Source organism: Pseudomonas sp. MB-090624 (assembly GCF_003205245.1).
Taxonomy (GTDB): domain Bacteria; phylum Pseudomonadota; class Gammaproteobacteria; order Pseudomonadales; family Pseudomonadaceae; genus Aquipseudomonas; species Aquipseudomonas juntendi.
The window spans coordinates 17,034-34,792 of record NZ_QJRK01000051.1 but is presented as its reverse complement, the minus strand read 5'-3'; the positions used below and the strand labels follow the sequence as shown (position 1 = coordinate 34,792).

Genomic DNA, 17,759 nt, shown 5'->3' with positions numbered 1-17,759 from the left:
TCACCTGCCAGTCATCGGTTGTTGTCGCGGGGTCATGTCGGGTGGGGAATACATTGTTCCCCGGTGGGGAAACGCTAGCACAGGCCAGCGGCCAACGGTTTGAAGCGGGTGGCAGGTTCAGAGAATCAGGCAAGTAATTCGTTGGAATGCGCAACTGGGCAGCCAGGCAGGACGTGCGCGGTAAAAACCCGGATAATGCCGGCCAATTTCGTCTTGCACGCTTAAATCACGGTAATCCCGCATGGAAATCAAGGTTAACTTTCTCGACAATCTGCGCCTCGAAGCGAAGTTCGACGACTTCACGGTGATCGCCGACCAGCCGATCCGCTACAAAGGCGATGGTTCGGCCCCGGGCCCGTTCGATTACTTCCTGGCGTCTTCGGCCTTGTGTGCGGCTTACTTCGTCAAGCTTTACTGCCAGACCCGCGACATACCGACAGAAAACATCCGCCTGTCGCAGAACAACATTGTCGACCCGGAAAACCGCTACAACCAGATCTTCAAGATCCAGGTGGAACTGCCCGAGGACATTTCCGAAAAGGACCGCCAGGGTATCCTGCGTTCCATCGACCGCTGCACGGTGAAGAAAGTGGTGCAGACCGGCCCGGAGTTCGTCATCGAGGTGGTCGACAACCTCGACGCCGATGCGCAGGGCCTGCTGATGCCGGTGTCCGATACCAGCACCTGCATCCCCGGCAAGGACCTGCCGCTGGAGCAGACCATCGCCAACATGTCGGGCATTCTCGCCGGGCTGGGGATGAAGATCGAGATCGCCTCATGGCGCAATATCGTCCCCAATGTGTGGTCGCTGCACGTTCGCGACGCGCAGTCGCCCATGTGCTTCACCAACGGCAAGGGCGCTACCAAGGAGGCCGCACTGGCCTCGGCGCTGGGCGAGTTCATCGAACGCCTGAACTGCAACTTCTTCTACAACGACCAGTTCTGGGGCGAAGACCTGGCCAATGCCGCGTTCGTGCATTACCCCGACGAGCAGTGGTTCAAGCCCGGCCCGCGCGACGCGCTGCCGGCCGAGATTCTCGATGCGCATTGCCTGGAAATCTACAACCCCGATGGCGAGCTGCGCGGCTCTCACCTGTACGACACCAACTCCGGCAACACCGCGCGCGGGATCTGCTCGCTGCCGTTCGTGCGCCAGTCTGACCAGCAAGTGGTGTACTTCCCGTCCAACCTGATCGAAAACCTGTTCCTCAGCAACGGCATGAGCGCTGGCAACACCCTGGCCGAGGCGCAGGTGCAGTGCCTGTCGGAAATCTTCGAGCGGGCGGTGAAGCGTGAAATCCTCGAAGGCGAATTGTGCCTTCCGGATGTGCCGCACGAAGTCCTGGCCAAGTACCCGGCCATCCTTGCGGGTATCCAGGGCCTGGAAGCGCAGGGCTTCCCGGTACTGGTCAAGGATGCCTCGCTGGGGGGTGAGTTCCCGGTCATGTGCGTGACCCTGATGAACCCGCGCACCGGTGGCGTTTTCGCCTCTTTCGGCGCCCACCCAAGCCTGGAAGTGGCGCTGGAACGCAGCCTTACCGAACTGCTGCAGGGGCGCAGCTTCGAGGGCCTGAACGACCTGCCGCAACCGACCTTCGAAAGCCATGCGCTGACCGAACCGAACAACTTCGTCGAACACTTCATCGATTCCAGCGGGGTGGTGTCGTGGCGTTTCTTCAGCGCCAAGGCCGACTTCGAGTTCGTCGAGTGGGACTTCTCTGGCCACGGCGCAGACTCCAACCAGCAGGAGGCCGCCACGCTGTTCGGCATTCTGGAAGACATGGGCAAGGAAGTGTACATGGCGGTGTACGACAACCTGGGCGCCACAGCCTGCCGTATCCTGGTGCCGGGTTATTCCGAGATCTACCCGGTCGAAGACCTGATCTGGGACAACACCAACCGCGCCCTGGCGTTCCGTGCCGACATCCTCAACCTGCACAGCCTCGACAGCCGCTCGCTGAAACTGCTGCTCAAGCGCCTGGACAACTGCGATGTCGATGACTACACCACCATCACCACGCTGATCGGCGTGGAGTTCGACGAAAACACCGCCTGGGGCCAGCTGACCATTCTTGAACTCAAGCTGCTGATCTGCCTGGCCGTGCAACGTTTCGAGGAGGCCAAGGAACTGGTCGAGGCGTTCTTGCAGTTCAACGACAACACCGTCGAACGCGGCCTGTTCTACCAGGCGCTGAATGTGGTGCTGGAGGTGCAACTGGATGACGAACTGGAGCTGGGCGACTACGAGGCTAACTTCCGCCGCATGTTCGGCAATGCGCGCATGGACGCGGTGCTGGGCTCGGTTGACGGCAGCGTCCGCTTCCATGGCCTGACCCCGACCAGCATGAAGCTCGAAGGCCTCGACCGGCACCTGCGGTTGATCGAGAGCTACAAGAAGCTGCATGCGGCGCGGGCCCGCTTCGCCTGATAGCGGCTTTACACAGCGTTGAATGGCACCGGCCACCCGGTGCCATTCAACGTGCCGTCTGTGCCCCCCCCCCCGGACCAACTCGAACCAGGCGCGCATGGCCTTGGCCAGTATCTGTCGCTTACGCCGCGCTCAAATGAAACGAGTATGTATTTCTGCCACCCTATCCATGTCGGCCATTTAGTCTTGGCCTGTAGGATATTTCTGTAGTTATCCTGCTTTTCATAAAGCCTTTGTTCTTCTTTTTGGGTGGGCTCCTGAAGTTAGAGCGGTGCCGCCTGTGCCCAAAAGCTACTTGCTGCTTAAGTTGTAGGAAACTTCCTAATTTCTCGTTTGGGCTAGCGGGCTATTGAAAAAAGAGTCATGGTTAGACGGGTGATCCAGTCGGATTCTACCTCGCGTTCATGTTCGTCGAAGGGCCTGCAGTATCCTGCTTAAACTGTTCTGGCTTTCAGTCGATGAATTCAGTTCTCGAGGTCACCTGCGCTCAGGAGGAACCATGGCTTCAAACAGTTTTCAGAATGAGGTGCCCAAGGCACGCGTCAATATCAAGCTTGACTTACATACTGGCGGCGCTCAGCGCAAAGTAGAGCTGCCGCTAAAACTCATGCTCATGGGCGATTACAGCAACGGCAAAGAGCAACGTCCGCTGTCTGAGCGGGTAAAAGTCAATATCAACAAGAATAACTTTGACAATGTGCTTTCTGAGTTTTCGCCAAGCCTGCAATTGTTTGTCAAGGACACGCTCGCCAACGATGGGGCTGAAACGCCTGTCGAGTTGAGCTTTCAGCGCATGAAGGATTTCGAGCCCGAACAGGTCGCGCGGCAGATACCGCAGTTACGTGCGCTGCTGGCAATGCGAAACCTGCTGCGTGAGTTGAAAGCCAATCTCCTCGATAACGCCACGTTCCGTATTGAGCTGGAACGCATACTCAAAGATGAAGCATTGAGTGACGCGTTGCGTAAGGAGTTGGCTGCGCTTGCCCCTCAAGGCGAACGCTAGGCAACCATCATTTCGACCGACCGGAAGCGAACCCATGTCCGAAGAGCAATCCCCTGCGCAATCGCGCGGTGCCGCTGTGCGAGTGAAAGACAGCCAGAATGTTTATCACGCCCTGTTTGAAAAAATAAATCTCGAACCCCTTGATCACATGGGCGGTATCGACGCCTACCAGAGTGTGGAAGTGCTGTCCGATGCAACGCCCAATGAGCGTGTCACTGCGTCGGTCAGTGTCTTTCTTGAACGGCTCAAGCACGTCTCCCCCAAGCTGGAGCGCCTGGACAGGGCACTGCTGGATGAGCATATTGCCTCGATCGATGCCCAGATCAGCAGCCAGCTGGACGAGGTGATGCATCACCCGGACTTCCAGCGGGTCGAGTCGATCTGGCGAGGGGCGAAGTCGTTGATCGACCAGACGGATTTCCGTCAGAACGTGCGCATCGAGTTGCTGGATGTCAGCAAAGAGCACTTGGCCCAAGACTTTGAAGATGCGCCCGAGATTGCGCAAAGCGGTATGTACCTGCATACCTATACTCAAGAATATGATACGCCGGGTGGGGAGCCTATCGCGGCAGCAGTCTCGAACTACGCGTTTGGCCGTGGCGCGCAAGACATTGCACTGTTGCGCAATATCTCTAAAGTCGCGGCCTCTGCCCATATGCCATTCCTGTGCTCAATGGGTCCCGCATTCTTTGGCAAGGAAACCATGGAGGAAGTGGCCGCGATCAAGGATATCGGCAACTACATGGACCGCGCCGAGTACATCAAGTGGCACGCCTTTGCCGAAAGCGATGATGCCCGTTATGTAGGCAGCACGTTGCCTTGCACTTTGGGCCGCCTGCCTTATGGGCCGGATACAAACCCGGTTCGGCTGTTCAACTATGAAGAGCGCGTGAAGGGGCCGGATCACAGCAAATATCTTTGGGTCAGTTCGACGTTCGCGTTTGCAGCCAATATGGTCAAAAGCTTCATTGCCAATGGGTGGTGCGTACAAATTCGAGGGCCGCAATCAGGGGGTGCTGTGACCAACCTGCCCATCCACCTGTATGACATGGGTACGGGCAGCCAAGTCAAAATTCCTTCGGAAGTGATGATTCCAGAAACACGGGAGTTCGAGTTTGCCAATCTTGGCCTGATTCCCTTGTCGTATTACAAGAATCGCGACTATGCGTGCTTTTTTTCGGCGAACTCAGCGCACAAACCCGCGATGTATGACACGCCTGAGGCCACGGCCAACAGCCGCATCAATGCTCGGCTGCCTTATGTATTCCTGCTTTCTCGTATCGCGCACTATTTGAAGGTGATCCAGCGGGAAAGCATCGGTACGACCAAGGACAGGCGCTTGTTGGAGCTGGAACTGAACAGGTGGCTAAGTGGGCTGGTCACTGAAATGACCGATCCCGGCGATGATTTGCAAGCTTCTCATCCGCTAAGGGAGGGGAAAGTAATCGTCGAAGACATTGATGACAACCCGGGGTTCTTCAGGGTCAAGCTGTTTGCCGTGCCGCATTTCCAGGTTGAAGGCATGGACATCAACCTGTCATTGGTTTCGCAGATGCCCAAAGCCAAATCCTGACAGCGTACCGGGGAGTAATAACCGTGAAGATCGATCGGCCCCTGTGGGCGTCCGGTGTGGTGTTGTCTGCGCAGCAGTTTCAGCAGCAGGCCCGCTTTGAATCGTGGACCAATCAGGCAGTTGCTGCGCTGGCATGGGTCCATCCGTGGGGCATTCACGCAGTTGCGTTCGATGCAGACGCACTGCAGCTGGGTAAACTTCTGGCTACGCGGCTACAGGTGTGCATGCCGGACGGAACGTTGATTGACACGGATCGACTGGATCGGCTGCCCGGTGCCCTGGAGCTGGCCAGGGCCTTGCCTGACGACAATCAGGCTGCAACGGTGGTGCTCGCCTTGCCGCTTGAACAGGCCAACGGCAGCAACTGTGTGTTCGAAGGCGGCAGCGTTGAGCGCCCTGTCAGATACCGCCAGGTGTGGCGGGACGTTCAGGATCTCTACACCGATGAAGTGCAGCCCATCAGCGTGCTCGAACACGCGTTGAGCTTGCGCCTGCAGGGTGATGACAATGCTGATTACCTCACCTGCCCGGTAGCGCGCTTGCTACGGGATGGGCGCGGTGGTTGGGAGATTGATCAGGCCTATGTTCCCCCGCTGCTGAAGTTTGATGCTCATGCGGGGCTGTTGCTTCAGCTGGACAATTTGCTGACTCAGTTGTCCGCCAAGCGTGAGCGGTTGATGGGCATGCGCCGGGAGAGCAACCAGCGCATGGCGGATTTCGCGGTCGCAGATGTGACGTTGTTCTGGTTGCTCAACGCACTGAATACCTACCAGCCGGTGCTGGCTGACCTCAAGGCACACCCTGGCCGGCACCCGGAGCAGGTGTACCAGCAGTTGGTGAAGTGTGCAGGGGCGCTGCTGACGTTTTCGCTGGACCAGAGCGTCGAGGATATCCCGGCTTATCAGCATGCAGACCTGGAGGCTGTGTTTCCACCGCTGATGCGTACGCTCTCCACCCTGCTGGAGGCAAGCCTGCCCTCGCGTGTGATAGCACTGGTGCTGGAGGCGCGTAGTGCCAACCGTTGGCAGGTGACCCTCGGCGATCCTCGGTTGCTGGAGCCGGAAGGCGCTGACTTCTACCTGTCGGTGCGCTGCCGATTGCCGGCTGTGCAAGTGCAAAGCCAGTTCCCCCGGCTGTGCAAGATAGGCTGCCCAGATGATGTGGATCATCTGGTCAATGCCGCACTCGATGGCGTTCCCTTGAAACCCCTGAGCCATGTACCAGCGGCAATACCGCTGCGTTTGGAGAACCAGTATTTCGCGCTGGACCTCAGTCATGAAAAAGGCCGTGCCATGTTGGCCGATGGCGTTTGCGCGCTCTACGTACCGAGCGTTTTTCAGGACGCCAAACTTGAACTGTTTGCGGTGCTGCGCTCATGACGTTCGCCCAGCATAACCACGGTGCGGCCAAGCTGGATATCGACGCTTTGCTGCAGGACACCTACTTGTTGGTGGTCGAGTTGCGGCACGGTACAGGGGCGCACAGTAGCCCGGAACTCTGGTCGCGTTGCGTAGCCGATGTCGAGCATGTTCGTACCTCGCTTCAGGAAGAGGGCCTGGACCGTCGCAGCATCGAGCTTATCAGTCACGCGCAATGTGCCTTGCTGGATGAGACGGTACTCGCTTGTGCCGAAGGCCAGGCCCATGAGGATTGGGCAATGGAAACCTTGCAGGCCAGGTTTTTCAGTAGCCACCAGGCGGGTGAATCGCTTTATGAGGACATGCGCACGGTGCTGCGTGAAGCCTCTGCCCACCCTTATGTCTTCACGGTTTTTCAGCGGGTGCTGATGCTGGGTTTTCTGGGGCGTTACCGTGATGTCAATCACCCGGAAAGGCAGCAGTTGCTGGCTGCAATCAATGCGCAGGTTCCCCCTCTTGATACAAGCCAGTCCCTGGTCACCCAGGCAGGGGGCACTTCGCACGTGCCGGTCTGGGGTTGGCTGCAGTCCCCTCTGGTTCATGTGCTGGCCGCATCTGGCCTGCTGATAGGCCTGTGGTGGGGGCTCGACCATACGCTGGGTCAGGCTGTGGCCTCGCTCCTGCCGGTGCAGGGGTGAGCGGGATGTTGCTCAAAGCGAAGCAAGGGCTGTGGTTGTGGGCCGGTGCGCTGTCCTTGTTGCTTGTTGCCATGCTCCCGCTGGCTACCGAATGGCAGGTCACGTTTGCCGTGGTCGTTACGGGCGCAGTATGGGCGGTGTGGCGGCGATGCAAGTGTGTTGCCCGCGAGGCGTATGAACTGCAATGGGCCAAGGGCGCCAACTTACCTGCAGGGTCCTACCGCCATCCGATTGTTCTGGTCGTTGGTGATTGCCTGGCTGAGCTGTTTGGTCCGGTGCCCGAAGCGCAATGGGCGCTGCGGGTAACGGGGGAGGGGTGCTACGTGCGAGTGCCCGAGGTGCAGACGCTACCCGCGACGGTTGCCAGCCTGCGGCTGCACAGGCCTGAGTGGAACGACCAGCTGAGTGTCATGTGGGTCGTGGACCCTGCCGTCCATACAGATGCCGCGGTGCTGGCGAATGAGCTGCGCAGCGTGCACCGCCAGGTTGTGAGGTTGCGCGAGCGTGGTAGCCCGCTGTCGCTGCTGGTGGTGGGCTATTTTCAGCGTGGTTCCCACACCACGGCCTGGTTCAGCTGGGCCGCCGCCAGGTCGGGCGTGCACGTGCATGAGGCAGGTGTGTGCATGAGCCTGGCTCAATGGCAGGTATCCGCCACGGAACCACATTCCTGCGCTGCCCGGCTGCGAGATGCGGTGCATTTGAACGCTGCTGCTGGCTGGTTGAGCAATGTCTGTATGCCTGAAATGCAGCTGCGGGCTTCTGCCAAGGCGATCGCAGCCGCCACCGTCGTTGCCGTTGCATGGGTTCCGACTTCTGGCAGGCACCCTGAAAACAACCTATGGCACCGCTGGCTGCAAAAGCGAACCGGCCTCTGCTTTGAACAGGGTGGAGCTGATGACGCCTATGGGTCGTTCCCGTTCCCTGACGCTCTGCTCCACTTGCTGCCGCGCAGTGCTCGTAACAGGAGGCCACCCAGAGCTCTGTTGCTAGGGGGCTGGCTGTTTGTGCTGGCAGCCTCCATCGCGCTGGTCAGCGCTGCATGGCAGAACACACTGCTTGTACGCCAGGTTACCGATGACTTGCGGCGCTATGGCACTGCTTCGATGAGTGTCGAGCCGAACAAGATGCTCCAACGCGAGACCGCGCTGGCTGTACTTCACCAGGATGCCCAGCGCCTGGACCACTACTACCGGCAAGGTACGCCCTGGTCGCTGGGCCTTGGTTTGTACCAGGGTGAAAAGTTACGCCCGTCATTGCTGGCTGCCATCAACGGCGACCGTATCCCGACGATGCCTCAGGCTTCGCCCGAGAGGCCCCAGATGGTACGCCTGAACAGCCTTTCGCTTTTCAGCAGTGGCAGTGCGCAGCTGGAACCGCAGTCAACCAAGGTTCTGGTTACAGCGTTGGCGGGCATCAAGGCTCAGCCAGGCTGGCTGATCGTGATCACAGGGCACACGGATGCTACCGGCAAAGATGAAAACAACCTGCGTTTGTCCCGTGCCCGTGCGTCTGCGGTTCACGACTGGATCCAACACATGGGCGATATCCCCAGCAACTGCTTAGCGGTGCAAGGCCTGGGGGCCAGCCAGCCCATTGAAAGCAATGACACTGAACAAGGACGTTCGGCCAATCGCCGAGTTGAGATTCGCCTGGTGCCGGAGGCGGGGGCTTGTCAGTCCTCGACTGCGGGCTCAGGCCTGCAACCCCTGTCGCATTCCGCGACCTCCAACTCCTGAAAGAGGATTTTCAAAATGGCTATTCCTGTTTACCTGTGGCTGCAAGACGATGGCGGCGCCGATATCAAAGGCTCGGTGGATGTTCAAGATAGAAACGGCAGTATTGAAGTCGTCGCGCAAGATCATAATCTGTACATTCCAACTGATAATAACACTGGCAAATTGACCGGCACGCGTATCCATACCCCATTTCTTTTCACGAAAGAAATTGATGCGTCTTCCCCGTATCTCTACAAGGCTGTAACAACCGGCCAAACGCTGAAGGCGGCGGAGTTCAAGTGGTACAAGATCAATGACGCAGGCCAGGAGGTTGAGTACTTCAACACCAAACTGGAAAACGTGAAAGTCGTCAAAGTTGCACCGAAGATGCACGACATCAAAGATCCAAAGAAGGAAAAACACAATCACCTGGAAGCGGTTGAATTGCGTTACGAAAAGATAACTTGGACATTCAAGGATGGAAATATCATCCATTCGGACTCGTGGAATGAGCGTACCACCGCCTGATGAATTCTGGCCGTTCACCTATAAAGGCTGACGGCTCCAGTGTATTGGGTTGAGCGTCCGCGCGCGGGCGCTCAGCCAAGTACACCTCGGTTACAGATACGTCTCCTCATGACATTACGTTGACCATCGACGACAAGGATGCCCGCTATGGCACATGATCCTACCCGTTTGCTTCGCCGTCTCAACGCCTACTGCACCCAGGCACTTACGGCGGCAGCGTCACTGTGTCAGGCACGTGGGCACAGTCATATCAGTATCGAGCACTGGTTGTTGAAGTTGTTCGAGCAAGGAGAAGGTGATCTGGTCGTCATTGCCCGCCGGCATGGCTGGGATATGGAAGCCATGTGGCAAGGATTGCTTCAGTACTTCGATACCTTGCCGCGCAGCGTGCTCAGCAAGCCCCAACTTAGCACCCAAGTACAGCAACTGATCAGTAGTGCCTGGCTTCTGGCGTCGATGGATCGCGACTGTGACCAATTGCGCTCGGTGCATTTACTGGCCGCCCTGGTTGAAACACCGGACCTGCTCAAGTGCTCGGCGGCTTGGCCTCTATTGAGTCTAGGTGCAACGCAACTGCAACAGGTTGGAGCCTTGCTTGAGCGGGACTCGGAAGAAAGTCAGCCGGTGCAGAGTGTAGTGTTCAACCCGGCAGTGGGGCGGACGATCAAGCCCACAACCCACTCGGATGACGATGTGGCGCAGCCCGCGATCCTCGATCAGTACAGCCATGACGTAACCGCCAAGGCCGCGGCAGGGCAGATCGATCCCGTTTTCGGCCGAGACAATGAGATCCGGCAGGTGATCGATGTGCTGAGCCGTCGGCGCAAGAACAATCCTATTCTGGTCGGTGAGCCCGGTGTCGGGAAAACCGCCCTGGTCGAAGGGCTTGCCTTGCGCATCGTCAGCGGGGATGTCCCCGACAGCATGAAGCCGGTGAGCATCCGCACGCTGGACCTTGGGCTGCTGCAGGCAGGGGCTGGCGTCAAGGGCGAGTTCGAGCAGCGGCTCAAGCGCGTGATCGAGGCCGTGCAGCAATCGGAAACACCAATCCTGCTCTTCATTGATGAGGCGCACACCTTGATCGGGGCCGGCAACCAGGCGGGGGGCGCCGACGCCGCTAACCTGTTGAAGCCGGCCTTGGCCCGGGGCGAGTTGCGCACCATCGCGGCCACCACCTGGAGCGAATACAAACAGTATTTCGAACGGGATGCTGCGCTGGAGCGGCGCTTCCAGATGATCAAGGTGGACGAGCCGGACGATGCCAACGCCTGCTTGATGTTGCGGGGGCTCAAAGCGCGTTATGCCACCCATCACGGCGTGCATGTGCAGGACGCCGCCGTACAGGCGGCGGTCAGCTTGTCCCGACGTTTTCTGACGGGGCGCCGCCTGCCTGACAAAGCAGTGGACCTGATAGATACCGCCTGCGCCCGCGTTCGCATGAGCCTCGATTGTGAGCCGCCGGCGCTGGTTCAGTTGAAGTCGCAGCAAACAGCCCTGGCTGCGGAGCGAACTGCGTTGGAACAGGATGCACAGCTTACGGGCAAGGGGGTTGAGCCCCGGCTGGCGAAGATCGATGCCCAGTTGTTCGAACTGGAGAGCCAGCAAGCCGCTCTGGTGTTGCAGTACCAACAGGAGCTTGAACTCACGCGCCAGTTGCTCGATGCCCGCCAGGCCGAACAGGTCGACACAACGGCCTGCGCGCAGTTGCAACAAGCGCTGAGCTACGTACAGGGGAGCCGGCCGCTTCTGTCGCTCGACGTGTGTGGCCGCAGCGTGGCCGAGGTAATTGCCGACTGGACAGGCGTTCCCCTTGGCAGCTTGCTCAAGGACGAACACGCCAGCTTGTTGAATTTGGAAGCACAGCTCGCCGAACGCGTGGTCGGCCAAGACCCGGCTCTGCTTGCACTGGCTCAGCGGCTGCGCGCCGCCCGAACCGGGTTGACGAACGACAATGCGCCGATGGGCGTGTTCCTGCTCGTCGGCACCAGTGGGATCGGCAAAACGGAAACTGCGCATGCCTTGGCTAGCAGCCTGTTCGGCGGAGAAAAGTCGCTCATCACCCTGAACATGTCCGAATACCAGGAGGCGCACACCGTCAGCCAACTGAAAGGGTCACCGCCTGGTTATGTGGGTTACGGCCAGGGCGGCGTACTCACCGAAGCTGTTCGCCAGCGCCCCTACAGCGTGGTCTTGCTGGACGAGGTCGAGAAAGCCCACCGTGATGTACTCAACCTGTTTTACCAAGTGTTCGATCGCGGATTCATGCGCGATGGCGAAGGCCGGGAGATCGATTTCCGCAACACGGTCATTCTGATGACCTCCAACCTCGGCAGCGACCTGCTGCACAGTTGCATCGAGCAGCACCCAGCCACTGAAGATGCAGCCCTGCATGAGCTGTTGCGCCCAGTGCTACGTGAGCACTTCCAGCCGGCTCTGCTGGCACGCTTCCAGACATTGATCTTCCGCCCACTGGGGCCCGATGCACTCAAACGCATTGTCGCGATCAAGCTGGGCCAGGTTGCCAGGCGTTTGCAGCGTCATTACGGCCTGCAGTGTCAAGTGGAGGACACGCTTTACCAAGCCCTGGTCGCCGCCTGCCTGCTGCCTGATACCGGTGCCCGCAATATCGAGAGCTTGCTGAACCAACAGATTCTGCCGGTACTCAGCCAACAGCTACTGCAGCGCCAGGCCCTTGGCCAGCCAACTCAAACAGTGACGCTTGGGTACTGCGAGCACAGCGGCATCAATTTGAGCTTTACCGATGAACGCGAAGCAGCGCTGCTGGCTGGCAAGAGGGGTTGATCATGGCGAAGTCATTACGAGGTTCCGCCCATAACCACTACACCCTTGCAGTCGATGAACTGGATGCGGTCGAGCTCGATGTACTGTCGTTCAAAGGGGAGGAGTGGCTGAGCCAACCGTTCAAGTACACGGTGGCGTTTACCTCTTCCACGCAGGACATTGATGCCGCCAAGGTTCTCGGGAAGGACGCCAGTTTTCAGATGGGGTCGTCCGTCGGGGCCGCGTCCCGCACGTTGCATGGTGTGATCACGGGGTTCAAGCACCTCTCCAGCTCAAGGGATGAAGCCCGTTATGAGGTAACCCTGCAGGCTCGCCTGGCGCTGCTTAGCCGTGGCAAGCAATACCGGATCTATCAGCATCAGTCAGTGCCGGAAATCGTCGAAAACATCCTGCGCAGCCGCCACCAGTTCGAGGGGCAGCACTTTCTGTTCGACCTGATACGCGAATACCCCAAGCGCGAACAGGTCATGCAATACGGTGAAAGTGACCTTGCCTTCATCAGTCGCCTGTTGGCAGAGGTCGGCATCTGGTACCGCTTCACCCACAACGACAAGCTGTTTATCGACGTTGTCGAGTTTCACGATCACCAGCAGCATTACCAGTTCGACGTCAGCCTGCCGCTGCGCCCCCTGTCTGGCCTGGCCAGCAACGGACAGGATGGCGCCTGGGCGCTGCAGGTCAGCCATGAGGTGGTGGAGCAGCACATCAACGTGCGCGCCTATTACCACCGCGACGCTGCGGCCTTTCTGGAGGGGGACGTGGATCACAGTCGGGGGGCGACGACGACCTATGGCGAGGGCTACCACTACGGCGAACCCTACACCGCGCTGGGTGACGCAATCGCCCAGGATGAGGACCTGGAAAGCGAAAGTGGCTACTTCTACGCGCGCCTGAATCATGAACGCTTCCTCAATGGGCAAACCCGCTGCAACGGCGTAAGCAGCAGCGTGACACTCGCCCCAGGGCAAGTCGTCACCATCACTGATGGAGCACCACAGGTCTTCGAGCCTGGGGTCGTCATGACGCATTTGACCGTCGAGGCCGCTCGGGACCGTAGTCTGGAAGTCACCTTCGAAGCGATACCGTACTCAGAGTCGATCTGCTTTCGGCCACCACTGCCGAGCAAGCCGCAGATTGCGGGCACAGTACCGGCGCGGGTTACCAGCACCCAGCAGAACGACCCCTATGGCCATATCGACCTGGAGGGCCGCTACCGGGTGAACTTCCTGTTCGACCGGGACAGTTGGAAAGCCGGAAAGGAGAGTGTCTGGCTCCGATTGGCTCGACCTTACGCCGGCGATACCCACGGCCTGCACCTGCCGTTGATCTGCGGTACGGAAGTGGCTGTGGCGTTTGAGCAAGGCGACCCGGACCGGCCCTATATCGCGCATGCCCTGCACGATAGCCAGCACCCTGACCATGTCACGCTGCGCAACTACAAGCGCAACGTGCTGCGTACACCTGCGAACAACAAGTTGCGCATGGACGATACGCGTGGCCAGGAGCACATCAAGCTCAGTACTGAACACAGTGGTAAGAGCCAGCTCAATTTGGGGCATTTCGTGGATGCTAACAATCAAAAACGTGGTGAGGGTTTTGAGTTGCGCACCGACGGTTGGGGGGCGGTCCGTGGTGGCAAGGGAGTGTTCATTAGCGCTGATGTGCAAGCAGGTGCTGGTGGCGAAGCCCTCAACATGGACCGCGCCAGCGCTCAGTTAGAGAGTGCGAAGCGACAATTGACCCAGTGGCACAAAATCGCACAGAACCATCGTAGCCACCAGCCTGATGTTGAGAGTTTGAGCGGGTTAGAGGCTCAGGCAGATAACCTCAAAGGCTCCGCAATTCTGATTAGTGCACCTGATGGTGTTGGTACCGTGACGCCAGCAAGTCTGCTCCTGAAAAGTGGTAAAGGCCTCTATGTTCAAACTGATGAAGAGCTCAACTTGGCAGCAGATACACGGCTCTTTGCCCACTCTGGCCAAGGCATGTCTCTCTTGGCGCAGATGCAGGGCATGCGTTTGGTCTCTGGTAAAGGCCCGCTGGAAATCGAGTCGCATGGCGACTTGCTCAATCTGATTGCTCAGCAAGACATCACCGTCCAGTCTGTGGAGGGTCATATCCAATTAACGGCCAAGAAGGGCGTTACGCTTGGCTGTGGCGGTGGTTACATCCGTATTACTGACCAAGGCGAGATTCAGATTCATAGCCCGGGGCTGATCAGTCTCAAGGGCAAGCACAGATTCAATCCTCCTGCTGGTGAAACCTTCGCGCTGCCTGAGTTGCCGGGAACAGTGTGCAAGGAATGCTTGAAGAGGGCGCAAGCCGCTGCCCAGGGCTTCGTACTCAGGGAGGCCCAAGTATGAGCGCACAAGCGTGCACCACGTGGCTCAATCTTCTGCTGTGCGCGTGCGAGCAGGCACAGACCCCCTATCTGCACGTGATCATCGACCAAGCTGGTTGCGAGTCACCGATGCGCCCCAGTGTGCTTAGCGTGGACCCGCCGCTGGATTGCTACTCCCTGTTCACTGGGCTGCCTGAGGAAGGTGCCGAGGATCTGGCCCCCCTCCTGGTGCGGGTTGATTTGAGACAGCCACTGCAGAAGCAATGGTTTCTCGGTTTGCTGAACGCCACCCAAGGTCTGCCAGTGTTATTGATCTTGGCGTCTGATTGGCCCTTTCCAATACTCGCAGAGCACCTTGGTCGCTGCATTGAGGCACTCAACGGAGGGTGCCTGGGCCTACTGCGTTACTACGATCCGCGGCTGTTTCCCCTGCTGTTCAGTCACGTACTGACGCCCAAACAGCAGCAAGCATGGTTACAGCCCGCTTTGTTCTGGAGTTGGGTTGACCGCGATGGCTTGCCCCAGCACCTGCTTGGAGCAGCCCAAAGCCCAGTGTTCGACGACTCGTTCACGCCACTTGAACTCAGTGACAGTCAGATCGATGTGCTCTGTTGTGCCAGCGATGCTACCGCAGCAATGGCCAGTCTTGCTGCGCAATTTCCCAGTGGCTGGGGAGCGGAACAGCGCTTTCGCGGTAGTTACAGTGGAATGTTGGCCGCCAGCAGGGCAGGCCTGCTGACTGCAGCTCAGCGCGAGGCTCATACCCTCGAACACTTGCGTCAGATTTGGGGAAGCGAACCTGCAATCGTTGTAAAGACGGATGACAAGGGTTTTTCCTGATTGACGGAAGGGAAGGGGCGTTCGCCTGTCTCCTGCTCACCCTGTTGATTGATCATGCACTTTCTATCAAGAAACCATTGTATAGACCGGAGCCGAATTCATGTCTCAGAAGAAGATGCCTGTCAAGCAGCCTGTCAGTTATCCCCCGCAGTTCCCACTCCAAGGACGGCTGCCTCAACGAATGGAGCAGGTTCAGGCTATCATCCTGCGCCAGTGTGAGCAGGAGCGTGGTTATCATGATTTCCTTTGCCTGGCTTCCGGCTACCGTCAGTCGCCTCCCTGCTGCAAGACTGTTCACATCAGCCTGTTTTTCGACGGTACGGGCAACAACCTCAATAACGACCTATTTGAGTCCAAGGTCGCTCACCCCACTAATATTGCACGGCTGTTTCGCGCAACCATTGGCTCCGGTCACGTGGGCGGTGCTAGCCATCACGGTCGGGCGCAGGGTTTGATTGACTCAGTGGGTAGCGATAACGGTCAGTACTTTAAATACTATATACCGGGGGTGGGTACACCATTCCCGGAAGTTAATGACTTGGATTACAGTAGTGAGGGTCTTGCTTTCGCGCGCCGTGGTGAAGAGCGTATCAATTGGGGGCTACTGATGCTGATTGATGCCCTGCGGCGCGCCTTAGGACTATCCGGGTTAACCAATACACAGTTGCAAGAATCGGTCAACGCCATGAGTACCTGGATGGGAGTGGGTGAGTGGAAGGGCGAGCAGAACCGAAATCTAGAATTCCGCAAGCAACTCAAAGCCATTGAGCCGGACTTGCGTCTTGCTTTAGACGAAAAACCCCCGCTTGGGAAGTCCAAGTTGCTTGGGCTCAAGCTATATGTCTACGGGTTCTCTCGGGGCGCGGCTGCGGCACGGGCCTTTGTCAACTGGCTGAACTTGCTGTTGTCGCGCCGTGAGGCCGAGCCAACCCTCACACTTTATGACATCAAGCTACCGATCACTGTGAAATACCTAGGGCTGATGGACACCGTAGTATCGGTGGGACTTGCCGATATCTCGCCAGGGGCAACCGGGCACATGAGTTGGGGCGATCGCAGCCAAGTACTGCCAGAAGGAAAATTAATAGGTAGATGCCTGCATATTGTTTCGAGTCACGAGCAGCGTTTGAGTTTTCCGTTGGAGTCGATCCGCAGGGAGAACGGTAAGTATCCGGGAAATAGCGTGGAGGTGATCTACCCCGGAGTGCATTCCGATCAGGGAGGTGGATATCCACGTGGTGATCAGGGAAAGGCAGTTGCTCTGGATGATCGTCTACTACTTTCGCAGATCGCGCTGAACGATATGTATGCTGACGCGTTGACTCATGGAGCACCGCTGAAGGTGCTAGAAGAAACTCTGCCTGTAGGTCTGAGTAATCAGCGCTGGAGAGTTATGGGGGCTGATATAATAAAAGAATTTAGTGTTTCTGAGGCGTTAGTTGAGCGTTTCAATGCTTGGCGGCACGTGACTCTTAATCTGGTTCCCATAATAGGTTCACTTTCGTTTGATCAAGTTGAACGATACCAGCCTTCAGAGGCCGCTATTCCGTTGGAAGAGGCACTACGTATCCAACTTGCTTGGATCACTGCATGGCGTATCGATCGTTACGCTTTTGCCAGCCTCAAGACCGCACAGTTTTACCGTAGTGCCAGTGATACGCATGGCACGGAGGACGCTCTTAGGCGCGCGGAAGCAGCGAGGGACCAACGACAGGCTGAGGTTCAGGCCCGTCGTATGCAGCAAAAAGCCCGCGAGCGTAAAGGCGCTCCAAGTATGCCGTTGGAACCTGGCATTCCCGATTTCGATCCCGATAGAGCGCAAACTCAATTGCGCGAAGCCGCTGAAGAGTTTGGAAAAATCTATCGAAACCTTGATAGGGACCCCTACCTGGTGTTTTTGAGCGTAGCGAAGCAAGTGAGCCCCATCGCACGGTTGACTTACCACAACAGTGCCGAAACCCGGGCCGAGCGAGAACGCCTCAAGGCAGCAGGGCGTGAAAAAGTCAGTCAGCTCTTCCCGCCACCGCCGGGTGAGCGCAACCATTCTACAGAGCACTCTCGCGGTAATGTTGAAGAGCACCTTAATGGTCAGAAGCCCGAAGGACTTTTGCGGGCCCTGTTCGATGACCAAGTACATGACTCGCGTGCCTGGTTTCTTCACGCCTTGCTCAACAATCGCTATTTGGGTGTGAGTTTGTCGGCAGGACGTGAACCCTGGGGCAGTTACTTCAACGAACGCATGGTGTTTTTCGGGGAAGCTGATCGACGGGACCTTGCATTGATAGTCAGACCTGAAGGGGAGCCGGCACCGACATCTAGCATCGCTGAGGCCTCTAGGCATAACCGGAAAATGCCAGAGAAGCTCGCCCAGCAAAGGGCTCGGACCCAACAACGCATCTCTGCAGTCTGGGATGCCCATTACGCTAAGGTGAGTGAGGTGAGCAATGGGCTGGGCTGACAGGGGGGGGCAGCA

General features: G+C 58.0%; 11 protein-coding genes. All 11 read left to right on the top strand.

Annotation, left to right across the window (positions count from 1 at the left end; genetic code table 11):
- Positions 1-241 precede the first annotated feature (241 nt).
- Positions 242-2,428 carry an OsmC domain/YcaO domain-containing protein gene (locus tag DMX12_RS23960; protein ID WP_054903954.1) on the top strand — a complete coding sequence of 729 codons (2,187 nt, stop codon included), beginning with the start codon at positions 242-244 and terminating at the stop codon, positions 2,426-2,428.
- A gap of 499 nt (positions 2,429-2,927) precedes the next feature.
- Positions 2,928-3,431, top strand: a complete 504-nt coding sequence (gene tssB, locus DMX12_RS23955) for a type VI secretion system contractile sheath small subunit (RefSeq protein WP_110679623.1) — start codon at positions 2,928-2,930, stop codon at positions 3,429-3,431.
- 34 nt (positions 3,432-3,465) lie between these two features.
- On the top strand, positions 3,466-5,004 hold the full coding sequence (gene tssC, locus DMX12_RS23950) for a type VI secretion system contractile sheath large subunit (protein ID WP_110679622.1): 1,539 nt from the start codon (positions 3,466-3,468) through the stop codon (positions 5,002-5,004).
- Between the two features lie 23 nt (positions 5,005-5,027).
- Positions 5,028-6,383 (top strand): type VI secretion system baseplate subunit TssK, encoded by a 1,356-nt coding sequence (gene tssK, locus DMX12_RS23945; RefSeq protein WP_110679621.1) that lies wholly within the window; start codon positions 5,028-5,030, stop codon positions 6,381-6,383.
- A complete protein-coding gene (tssL, locus tag DMX12_RS23940; RefSeq protein ID WP_110679620.1) occupies positions 6,380-7,060 on the top strand; it encodes a type VI secretion system protein TssL, short form in 681 nt (226 codons plus the stop codon). Before tssK ends, tssL begins: the two co-directional genes overlap by 4 nt.
- Before the next feature lie 35 nt (positions 7,061-7,095).
- Complete coding sequence (locus DMX12_RS23935; protein WP_256599079.1) at positions 7,096-8,796, top strand: OmpA family protein; 1,701 nt, start codon at positions 7,096-7,098, stop codon at positions 8,794-8,796.
- Positions 8,797-8,811: 15 nt separating this feature from the next.
- Positions 8,812-9,303: an Hcp family type VI secretion system effector gene (locus DMX12_RS23930; RefSeq protein ID WP_110679618.1), complete on the top strand. Its 492-nt coding sequence runs from the start codon at positions 8,812-8,814 to the stop codon at positions 9,301-9,303.
- 147 nt (positions 9,304-9,450) lie between these two features.
- Positions 9,451-12,105, top strand: coding sequence for a type VI secretion system ATPase TssH (gene tssH / locus DMX12_RS23925; protein WP_110679617.1), 2,655 nt, complete (start codon positions 9,451-9,453; stop codon positions 12,103-12,105).
- A 2-nt stretch (positions 12,106-12,107) separates the two neighbouring features.
- Positions 12,108-14,468, top strand: coding sequence for a type VI secretion system Vgr family protein (locus tag DMX12_RS23920; RefSeq protein ID WP_110679616.1), 2,361 nt, complete (start codon positions 12,108-12,110; stop codon positions 14,466-14,468).
- On the top strand, positions 14,465-15,286 hold the full coding sequence (locus DMX12_RS23915) for a DUF4123 domain-containing protein (protein ID WP_110679615.1): 822 nt from the start codon (positions 14,465-14,467) through the stop codon (positions 15,284-15,286). Before DMX12_RS23920 ends, DMX12_RS23915 begins: the two co-directional genes overlap by 4 nt.
- A gap of 100 nt (positions 15,287-15,386) precedes the next feature.
- The gene (locus tag DMX12_RS23910; RefSeq protein WP_232108397.1) at positions 15,387-17,744 is read left to right on the top strand and encodes a DUF2235 domain-containing protein; all 2,358 of its coding nucleotides are present in this window, start codon (positions 15,387-15,389) and stop codon (positions 17,742-17,744) included.
- Positions 17,745-17,759: the final 15 nt, after the last annotated feature.

What these genes read in the sequence shown, in the direction of transcription:
- DMX12_RS23960 (WP_054903954.1), top strand. Translation starts at nt 242, where the DNA reads ATGGAAATCAAGGTTAACTTTCTCGACAATCTGCGCCTCGAAGCGAAG.
- DMX12_RS23915 (WP_110679615.1), top strand. Translation starts at nt 14,465, where the DNA reads ATGAGCGCACAAGCGTGCACCACGTGGCTCAATCTTCTGCTGTGCGCG.
- DMX12_RS23920 (WP_110679616.1), top strand. Translation starts at nt 12,108, where the DNA reads ATGGCGAAGTCATTACGAGGTTCCGCCCATAACCACTACACCCTTGCA.
- DMX12_RS23910 (WP_232108397.1), top strand. Translation starts at nt 15,387, where the DNA reads ATGTCTCAGAAGAAGATGCCTGTCAAGCAGCCTGTCAGTTATCCCCCG.
- tssB (WP_110679623.1), top strand. Translation starts at nt 2,928, where the DNA reads ATGGCTTCAAACAGTTTTCAGAATGAGGTGCCCAAGGCACGCGTCAAT.
- DMX12_RS23930 (WP_110679618.1), top strand. Translation starts at nt 8,812, where the DNA reads ATGGCTATTCCTGTTTACCTGTGGCTGCAAGACGATGGCGGCGCCGAT.
- tssC (WP_110679622.1), top strand. Translation starts at nt 3,466, where the DNA reads ATGTCCGAAGAGCAATCCCCTGCGCAATCGCGCGGTGCCGCTGTGCGA.
- tssL (WP_110679620.1), top strand. Translation starts at nt 6,380, where the DNA reads ATGACGTTCGCCCAGCATAACCACGGTGCGGCCAAGCTGGATATCGAC.
- tssH (WP_110679617.1), top strand. Translation starts at nt 9,451, where the DNA reads ATGGCACATGATCCTACCCGTTTGCTTCGCCGTCTCAACGCCTACTGC.